Annotated in this window: 3 protein-coding genes; 1 reads left to right on the top strand and 2 read right to left on the bottom strand. The window is 65.9% G+C overall.

Annotated elements, in window-relative coordinates; genetic code table 11:
* Window positions 1-620: phytoene desaturase family protein (locus tag K8V11_RS04885; protein WP_369693040.1), on the top strand; the 620-nt coding region annotated here is incomplete at its 5' end.
* Between the two features lie 10 nt (window positions 621-630).
* Here K8V11_RS04885 and K8V11_RS04880 read toward each other — a convergent pair.
* Together K8V11_RS04880 and K8V11_RS04875 are read right to left on the bottom strand one after the other, a co-directional pair.
* Window positions 631-2,244, bottom strand: a complete 1,614-nt coding sequence (locus K8V11_RS04880) for a hypothetical protein (RefSeq protein ID WP_303911314.1) — start codon at window positions 2,242-2,244, stop codon at window positions 631-633.
* A 240-nt stretch (window positions 2,245-2,484) separates the two neighbouring features.
* The coding region (locus tag K8V11_RS04875) for a hypothetical protein (protein WP_303911315.1) at window positions 2,485-2,583 on the bottom strand (99 nt) is incomplete at its 5' end.

Here is a 2,583-nt window from a genome sequence, read left to right as displayed (position 1 = left end):
GCGCTCGGCTGCCGGCGCCCTCTCCGGGAGGCGCAGCCGCGCGGGTCGATTTCGTTCTGCGCGGCGAGGTCCCGTGGCGCGACGAACGCCTCGCGCAAGCTGGAACGGTGCACCTCACGGGCAATTTCCGTGACGCAGACAACGCAGAAAAGGCGGTCCGTGCGGGCACCGTGCCCGGCTCCCCGGCCATACTCGCCAGCCAGCCCTGGGCGGCGGACTCCGCGCGAATCGCGCCCGATGGGCGCCGCGTGCTGTGGACCTACGCCCACGTTCCGAACGGGAGCGACGTGGCCGTGACCGAGCGGGTCACGCGCGTGATCGAGGCGTCTGCCCCCGGTTTCCGGGACGTCATAGCAGCGAGTAACGAGCGGGGGCCGGCGGACCTGGAACGGTACAACGCCTCGTATCCCGGCGGGGACATCGCGTCGATAGCCGCCGACATACCGGGCATGGCCTTCCGCTTCGCACGCTCCTTCGACCCGTATTCCGGGGGTCGGCGGGGCGTGTGGATGGCCTCGGCGTCGACTCCCCCGGGACCGGGTGTGCATGGGATGGCCGGCGCTCACGCGGCGCGCCGGGTCGCCGAATTCCTACGCAGCGACAACGCCTCCGGGCGATGAGCGCCACAGCTTACTGGAACGTCACCAGCCAGGGTTTGGGCTCCATGCTCATGGTCTGCTCGGGAGTGAACATCGGCGTGTCCTCGTCGTAGAAGTTCTTCCACGCGAGATGGACGTTGTCCGGAAGATCCTTCTTCATCGCCTCCCACGTCAGGGTCTTGTCCTCGGGCGGGCCGTGTCCATCGGCGTGAATCACGTACGCCAGCTCGTCCCGGGTGGTGTCCATCCGCTCACGGTCGCGGATCATCTGCAGCTGGAATTGGTGCACCACGAACATTTTTTGCGGCAAATCCTTGTCTGCGGTGAGGTCGGCGAGCCATTCGCTCACCCTGTTCACCTCATCGACTCCCACGTGGCCGACTTCCTGCGCCGGAAGCATGCCGTCGTCGAGACGCCATTCCGGATCGAGCGCGAGACCGACTCCGGGTTCCGAGAGAAGGTCCTCGTACAACTTCGCCTGTTCGAGAAAGTCTGCTCGCCCGGGTTGCAGGTCGATGAGCGCGTAGCCACCAGCATCGGTAATCGCGTCGACCGTCGCCCGAACCTCCTCGGCGGGCCGCGCGATCGTGTACTTGCCATCAGGCCCCGGCGAACCGGAGGCAATCGTCGTGATCACCTCGAACGTCGGGATTATTCCCTGCTGCGCGAACGGCTGGTACTCGGCAGCCAGGTCCTTGACCCGCTGGACGCTCGCCGCATCGTCCTGCTCGCCCAGGATTCCGAGCGCAGGGACTCCCGGCGAGCCGTACGCCGCCACGAACCTGTGTCCAGGGAAAACGAGTTGGCCGCCGCCGGGCAGCTCGGTCTCGGTGCGCGCCTTGTCCACCTTCTCGGCAAATTCGTCGTCGTCGCCCCAGCCTTCGCCCAGCGCGACAACAGACCCTTCACGTTTGACGGCGGACACCGAATCCCCATTGACTCGAGGGTCCGGTCCCGGGAGATGAACGAACTTCGCGCCAGCCGACTTTCCCGTGAGCGTGCCGGAAAGCGAGGTGTCCCGGCTTGAGAGCAGAGTCGGCGCGTCGTCGTCCGGCTCGGCATTTTCGAGCGGGCTCAACGTGTCCTCACTCGCCTCCGCAGGCCCGTCGACCGGACCATGATCGACGAGCGAGAACAGCACAGGGGATGCTGGATCGGTCGTCGCCAGCGAGTCGTCGAGTCGGTCCGGTTTGACCTCTTTGGCATCGGTGAACTCGACGCCGATCTGTTTCTCAAGCTCCGCCCGGTCCGTTGGCGCGTCGATCACGTCCCACTCACCGTCCGGTACGTCGACATCGCCGACACGCAGCACCTTGCCGACGCCGAGGCGCCCGAGCTCCCCGCCGATGTCACTTTCACCCGTCTCGGGGACCACGAACATGGGACTCCGCAAGGCTACTGCCGAACTCCCCGCGAGCGCCTCGGCGGCGTCGTCATCCTCGGACACGACGGCAATGGGGCTTGCTTCCAGGATCTCCGAGGAGATATCGACCCCCGAATTATCGTCCTCTCCCACGACCTGCAGATCGGAAAAGTCGTCCTGCAGCGATACGGCCGACCCATCGCCCGAACCCGACGAGCAGCCGGCAAGGACGAGGGAGGCGGCGAGTAGCGCCGAAAACGTGTTGAGCACCGGGCGCTTCACCAGTGGGGCTCCTTTTCGGTTGCGGTTTCCGTCCCGGGAGGGACGTTGCGTTTCGAGTGTAGAGGCCCGACTAAGGACCTCACAGGAACGGCTCGCCCCATACCAGGACTCATTTGGCGCGTCGCGCTGTGGCTTTGATCTGTGCGTGAATGCAAAAGTCCCCGCGGACATCGATATCGATGTCCGCGGGGACTGGTATCGCGTGCGTGGCGTGAGCCCCACACTGCCTCGTCGAAGCTCTTAGGCGGTTTCGGTGATGGGCCGGTCAACCCAGCTCATCATGTCGCGAAGCTCCTTGCCGGTCGTCTCGATCGGGTGCTCGGCGAACTTGGCGCGCAG

The organism is Dietzia timorensis (assembly GCF_020742175.1).
Lineage (GTDB): Bacteria > Actinomycetota > Actinomycetes > Mycobacteriales > Mycobacteriaceae > Dietzia > Dietzia timorensis_A.
The sequence above is the reverse complement of the archived record's forward strand: the minus strand, read 5'-3'. Positions and strand labels throughout refer to the sequence as shown.